The following is a 6123-nucleotide window of genomic DNA, read 5'->3' on the forward strand; positions in this document are numbered from 1 at the left end:
ATACCATCGTCTGAACTTCGGCCACGAGAACTGATAGAATATATGGAAGCCGTCAAGTGGTGGTATGGGCAACAGTGCCACTACACCGAAGAACAGACAGGAAAATGCCGTCTTGTAAAACACAGTACATATGCATTGAAGTATGAACATATCGGGTGATATGCCCAGTAAGGCTCCGCTGATATTCCTTAGAACCACGTACATCAAAAAGTACGTTATAGGTGAGGCAAGGGATATCAGTGTAACATCACGCTTCATTTTTTTTAGCCGCGATACGTCTATATTTACCTCCTTGCTCCAGCCAAAGCCAAAGGCAAGAACGACAATCATACCAAAGATATCGGTATGCTTTCTGAAATCAAGCGAGAGCCTGCCCTCTCTCTCTGCAGTCCTATCCCCGAGATGCTTAGCCACCCATGCTTTAGTATAACAGGCAAGAGGCATAAAAACCGTAAGGATAAGCCCTCTGCTGACCAATGTCAGAAAAAGGTTCAGTAATCTATTTAACATATACTTTTCCTTATCCTTTATTATCTGCCGAAAACATTTGGTATCCACGCAACAGACTTCATAACGACATTATAAAGCGCTACTGAAGCGTTATAAAGCGGTGAAAATCTTGTAGGGATGATATTTATTACTATAAGCATTATCATAAATGTGTAGTTTACCTCTCTCTGATGCTGATAAATCCAACGGTCAAATTTCTCCGGCGTGAATGCACGGAGTATATTGAAGCCATCAAGAGGAGGAACAGGAATAAGATTGAATAATGCTAGTCCGATATTTACTATAATAAGGAATTGAAGAAGAAGCAACACACATGCCATAGTATTATACTGCTTAGTAATAAGCAAGATAAGACCTCTTTTGCCGCTGTCAAAGCAAAGTATTATCTCATAAGCAAGAGCTGCAAGGAATGAGAATATCAGATTTGAAACAGGGCCTGCAAGAGCCGTCAAAGCAAAGCCTGCACGATATTTCTTGAATCTGAGAGGATTTACTTCTACAGGCTTAGCCCAGCCGAAGCCGCCGATGATCATTAGTATAGTACCAAGCGGATCAAGATGTACAAAGGGATTAAGTGATATCCTTCCCTGTCTTTGTGCGGTATCGTCACCAAGCCATTTTGCCATAAGTCCATGTGCCGATTCATGTATCGGTATAACCAGAAGGATAGTCGCTATCCTCGAAAAATACATTAAAAAGGTTTGCATATCCAGATTGTCCATATCATTTTCCTTTCTTTCTTTGATGCTATGCCAACACATTTCGCATAGATATAGATATACAATATATATTATACAATAAATCGCTATATATTTCAAGTAAAAAAGTATTTTTATGCTTCAAAAAAAATTTTTTTAGTTTTTTTTTAAAAAACACTTGCTTTTTTTTTGATTATGTGTTAGAATAATCATGTTGTATTTTTACAGGTTAGTTAAGGAGGTGCAACCTAATGGCAAAATGTGATATCTGCGGAAAGGGCGTAACCTTTGGAATCAAGGTTTCTCACTCACACAGACGTTCCAACAGAACATGGAAGCCTAACGTAAAGCGTGTTAAGGCTATCGTCAAGGGTACTCCTTGTCATATCTACGCTTGCTCAAGATGCCTGCGTTCAGGTAAGGTTGAAAGAGCTTGATCGGTAAACATGGATATTTAAAGAGCGTTCCATTAGGAGCGCTCTTTTTTCATATTTACGTCGTTTATGGTAGCTCCCCGAAGCCCTGACCACAAAGTTCAACAATAATTCACGATTTTTTCTACTCCTCATTGTTTAATGTTGTATATACTCCACTTTGTACTATCTGCTTTTTCGTCATTCGTACAAAGTTACAAAATAGGCTATTATTTTTGGTAATATTGTGATATAATGTATTCATGTATTAGAGAAACAGTCAGTGTGGATATTACCGAGATCCTCACTGCATCGCAGGTCCACGGGACCTGCCTCGTTTGTTTACAGGGGGTAAACATTTTTAATGGACAGAAGACCAATACGTAGTGATTTTTTCAGGTACATATTGGCAAATGTCATCAGCTCTGTAGGCGTATCTATTTATATACTGATAGATACGTTCTTTATTTCTAAGGGAATGGGATCGGAAGGTCTTGCAGCTCTGAACCTGGCTCTGCCTGTGTTCAATTTCCTGAACGGCTTCGGATTAATGCTTGGCATGGGCGGCGGAAGCAAGTTCTCGATGATGTATTGCAGGACTGAAAGAGTGGAGACTGACAGAATATTCTCAAACGCTTTCATGACAATGCTGCTTATTGCAGCGGTGTTTGAGATAATGGGGTTATTTTTCTCAAAGCAGATAACACATCTTCTCGGCGCTGACGCAGCCGTTTTTGAGATGTCTCACAGCTATCTGCGCAAAATCCTTCTGTTTTCGCCTGCTTTCCTTATGAATAACCTGCTTGCGTGCTTTATGCGCAATGACTGCGCACCGCGGCTTGCTATGCTGGGTATGCTGAGCGGCAGCCTTGTCAATGTAGTACTGGACTACATTTTTATTTTCCGATTGGATATGGGTATGAACGGCGCAGCTCTGGCTACGTGTATCGCTCCGTTCGTAAGTATGGGAGTTATGAGCATACACATAATTACCGGCTGGAACGCTTTCAGCCTGCGGCTCACACTTCCCTCGCCGAAGCTCATACGCGAGATAGTATCTCTTGGTATGCACTCATTCTTCACTGAGCTTTCCGGCGGAACTGTGATAATGATATTCAACTTCGTTATCTACCGCCTTCTCGGCAATACAGGTATTGCCGCCTATGGCGTCATCGCAAATATAGGTATAGTATTCACGGCTATATATGTAGGTATCTCCAGCGGCGTACAACCGCTTATGTGCAGATACCACGGCAGGAAGAACGACGCGGCTATATGCTATCTTCTCAGACTGTCAGTAATAACATCACTGATATTCTCAGTATGCGCATATATCGTACTGTTTTTGCAAACCTCCTTTATCGTCGGTATATTCAACAGTAGTGGCAACAGCACTCTGCGAGATATAGCCGAGCATGGATTGAGGCTCTACTTCCTGTTCATGCCTTTCATGGGGATCAATACGATAATGTCAGTATACTTCTCCTCGAACGAGAAGACTCACACAGCACAGATGATATCTCTGCTGAGAGGTACGCTTCTGGTCATTCCTCTCGCCTTCATTGCATTCAGTCTACGCAGCATAAACCTTGTATGGCTGACAATACCGGTATCGGAACTAGTAACAGCGGCAGTGGCAGGGGCGATATTCGCCTTTGACCTCAGAAGGATACTCTCAGAAGACCTTAAACTCGCTTACAGGTAAATTTAGACCCAGAAACAGCTTTTACGCTGCTTCCGGGTCTTTTTATACCTATTCACACTGACATGAGTATACACATAAAAAAGAAACAGAAAAACACAATGTGAAGCTTGCACTTTGAAATGGCTTCACGCAGGGGCATCCCCTTTCTGTATACCCTGTAGCCTATTCCCCAGATAACAGGAAGCAGTATTGCAAAAAGCGAGAGTGGTCCCGGGAGCTCGGATGTCATGCAGATAAAGAAAAGAACCATGGAAATAAGCTCCAGTATCATGACCTCTCTGACTAGCATCGATAAACCACTCTTCTTGCCGGCGTTCTTTTCGGCGTCAGCATAAGCAAAAAGCTCTGTCAGCTTTTTATCCGCAGCCTCAAGCTTTTCCTTCTCATCTGAAGCTTCTGAATTTACTAGGGCTTCATCTGGGACAGCTTCTGCCATATCAGTTATCTCCTCCATCACTCTAGTTGTAACAGGCTCATTGTTATCCAACATCTGTACCCCCTCTTTCATCAATATATTCACCGAAAAATCGGTACTTGCTAAGGATATTATATACCAGTGCTCAGGTTTTGTCAATAGAAAAGCCACAGTACTTCCAGACAATTGATAACTGGAATACTGCGGCTTTGTTTTTATCAGAGTATTTTTTCAGGCTCACCCACAGGTGGCATTATGAAAGCGGTTGCGTCCTCAAGATGAAACAGCTTCATCTTAAAGCCGGTTTTCTCGTTGTATATCTGCTTGAGAAGAGGGCTTGTAGCGTACATTGCCTCGGTATACTTCGGATCGTCATCAAAAACGATCTTTCCTGTATATCGGAGCCATACGCCGTCCGGCTTGCAAGCTACTATCTCGCAGAGAGGATTTGCGAGCATCTGCCTGTATACAGCCTTAAAGTCTCCGACTGCAAATATGATCTTACCGTCCATTTCGATATGCGATCCGAAGGGCCTCAGCTTAGGCTGTGCTCCATCGTTTGTGGCAATAAAAAACATACCTGCTTCCGTAAGAAAATCGTTGATCTTGCTCATGATAAATCTACCTCCTTTAAAATTATCGCCTTTCGGCGTTTGGATCATTCGTCAAAAAGCGGCGTTGAGAAGTATCTCTCCGCAGTATCCGGGAGTATAGTGACAACAGTCTTACCCTCACCCAGCTTTTCAGCCAGCTTAAGGGCAGCTGCCACATTTGTGCCGCTTGATATACCGCACATTATTCCTTCCTTTGAAGCAAGGTCCTTTGCGGTCTGTATAGCCTCTTCATCAGAGACTATGTAGATATCGTCGTAGATATTCTGATTGAGTATATCCGGTATTATTCCGTCACCAATGCCCATTTGCAGGTGAGTACCTATGTCTCCTCCTGCCAGTATTGCAGCATTCTCTGGTTCCACAGCCCATATTATCATATCAGGATACTGAGCCTTAAGAGCTTCACCGATACCAGTGATCGTACCTCCTGTACCTATACCAGAACAGAAGCCGTCTATCTTCACTGCAGTCTGCTCAAGTATCTCAAGAGCTGTGTGGTACTTGTGTGCTCCTATATTGTTCACGTTTGCGAACTGCTGGGGAACAAATACATTTTCGTCCTCCTCTGCCATTTTAAGGGCAGTATCAAGGCACTCCTGTATACATTTGCCGATATCACCGTCGTCATGTATCAGCATTACCTCGGCTCCGTAGTGATTAACAAGCTTACGGCGCTCTTCGCTGACGGAATCTGGCATGATAATTATAGTTCTGTAGCCCTTGACAGCTCCAACAAGTGCAAGACCTATGCCCTGATTGCCGCTTGTAGGCTCTACTATCACCGTCCCCTCATGTATCTTACCTTCCATTTCGGCATGACGTATCATATTGTAGGCCGTACGGGTCTTTATGGAACCGCCTACGTTGAGTCCCTCAAACTTTACGAGGACGTCAGCGTTCCCCTTTTTGTTCATTCGGTTCAGCTTTATCATCGGAGTATGTCCGATAGCTTCCAGAACATTGTTATATATCATTGGTTATTAACACTTCCATTTTATTGTTATCTGTAGGATCAGTCATCATTTATTCAATAATATATGACCTTATTTTCATCCCATTTTTCTGTCTTTTCTATCTCCCATAATTCCTCATAGGTCTTGAAATTGTCAGGAAGCAGAAAAACGGAGGTCTTTTTGTACAGTGCGCTGTCCATAAGCACACTCCACCTGACTATCTTATAAGTGAGAGCTGTATAAATACGTGTGCCGCCGTCCTTGTATGTTCCTGTAGGTACAGGCACAAACAAAACAAGAAAAATACAAACTAATATCACTGAAATAATAGATATAGTTTTATTTTTCACAGCATCTCCTCCTTATATAAATCACTCTTCGGCAGAAGCAAACTGGCTCTCATGACGGGTAAAGAAATCCGTTCTCGGTGGCAGAAATTTCAGCTTGTGGTTCTCACCTGTGAAGTAGTTAAGAGGTTCGAGGATAGTATCCCACGACCATATCCTGTCATCAACATCAAGATACTCGCGGAGCTTCTCTGTTCCGAAAGGAGCCATGGGGTGCAGCAGTACGCCTGCTATCCTTACCATGTAGAAGAGGTTAGCAAGAGCTTGCTTTAAAGCCTCCTTGTCGGGATACTCGCCGTTGAGCGCTTTTGCCATGTACTTGCTGCCGTTTCTGATGTAGCTGTCAAGCACGTAAGTACACTGGTGGAATGCAAACTTGGACATATGTCTCTCAAACTCGAGAACTGCCTTCTTTGCGTCCTCTACGAACTTCTCCTCGGGAGCGTTATCCGGCATAATGCCGTCAAG

General features: G+C 43.0%; 8 protein-coding genes and 1 pseudogene. 2 read left to right on the forward strand and 7 right to left on the reverse strand.

Going from position 1 to position 6123, the window contains the following annotated elements:
- Together J6U00_RS07500 and J6U00_RS07505 are read right to left on the reverse strand one after the other, a co-directional pair.
- A partial coding sequence (locus tag J6U00_RS07500) for a site-2 protease family protein (protein WP_296580674.1) occupies nt 1-510 on the reverse strand: 510 nt, incomplete at its 3' end.
- A 20-nt stretch (nt 511-530) separates the two neighbouring features.
- A complete protein-coding gene (locus J6U00_RS07505; RefSeq protein WP_296580676.1) occupies nt 531-1232 on the reverse strand; it encodes a site-2 protease family protein in 702 nt (233 codons plus the stop codon).
- A gap of 227 nt (nt 1233-1459) precedes the next feature.
- Between J6U00_RS07505 and rpmB the strand changes: the two genes are divergently transcribed.
- Together rpmB and J6U00_RS07515 are read left to right on the forward strand one after the other, a co-directional pair.
- Entirely contained in the window at nt 1460-1645 is a 186-nt protein-coding gene (gene rpmB, locus J6U00_RS07510) for a 50S ribosomal protein L28 (RefSeq protein WP_019678047.1), read from the forward strand.
- A 340-nt stretch (nt 1646-1985) separates the two neighbouring features.
- On the forward strand, nt 1986-3326 hold the full coding sequence (locus J6U00_RS07515) for an MATE family efflux transporter (RefSeq protein WP_296580677.1): 1341 nt from the start codon (nt 1986-1988) through the stop codon (nt 3324-3326).
- 52 nt (nt 3327-3378) lie between these two features.
- On the opposite strand, the gene J6U00_RS07520 is transcribed toward J6U00_RS07515, so the two are convergent.
- The 5 genes and pseudogenes from J6U00_RS07520 to J6U00_RS07540 all read right to left on the reverse strand — a co-directional run.
- Nucleotides 3379-3816: a hypothetical protein gene (locus J6U00_RS07520; protein ID WP_296580678.1), complete on the reverse strand. Its 438-nt coding sequence runs from the start codon at nt 3814-3816 to the stop codon at nt 3379-3381.
- A 143-nt stretch (nt 3817-3959) separates the two neighbouring features.
- On the reverse strand, nt 3960-4355 hold the full coding sequence (locus J6U00_RS07525; RefSeq protein ID WP_296580679.1) for a pyridoxamine 5'-phosphate oxidase family protein: 396 nt from the start codon (nt 4353-4355) through the stop codon (nt 3960-3962).
- 44 nt (nt 4356-4399) lie between these two features.
- Entirely contained in the window at nt 4400-5329 is a 930-nt protein-coding gene (gene cysK / locus J6U00_RS07530) for a cysteine synthase A (RefSeq protein WP_296580681.1), read from the reverse strand.
- Between the two features lie 53 nt (nt 5330-5382).
- Nucleotides 5383-5658: a hypothetical protein gene (locus J6U00_RS07535; protein WP_296580682.1), complete on the reverse strand. Its 276-nt coding sequence runs from the start codon at nt 5656-5658 to the stop codon at nt 5383-5385.
- Between the two features lie 21 nt (nt 5659-5679).
- Nucleotides 5680-6123, reverse strand: a pseudogene (locus tag J6U00_RS07540) (methionine--tRNA ligase); the annotation flags it as partial.

The organism is Ruminococcus sp., assembly GCF_017650195.1.
Lineage (GTDB): Bacteria > Bacillota > Clostridia > Oscillospirales > Ruminococcaceae > Ruminococcus.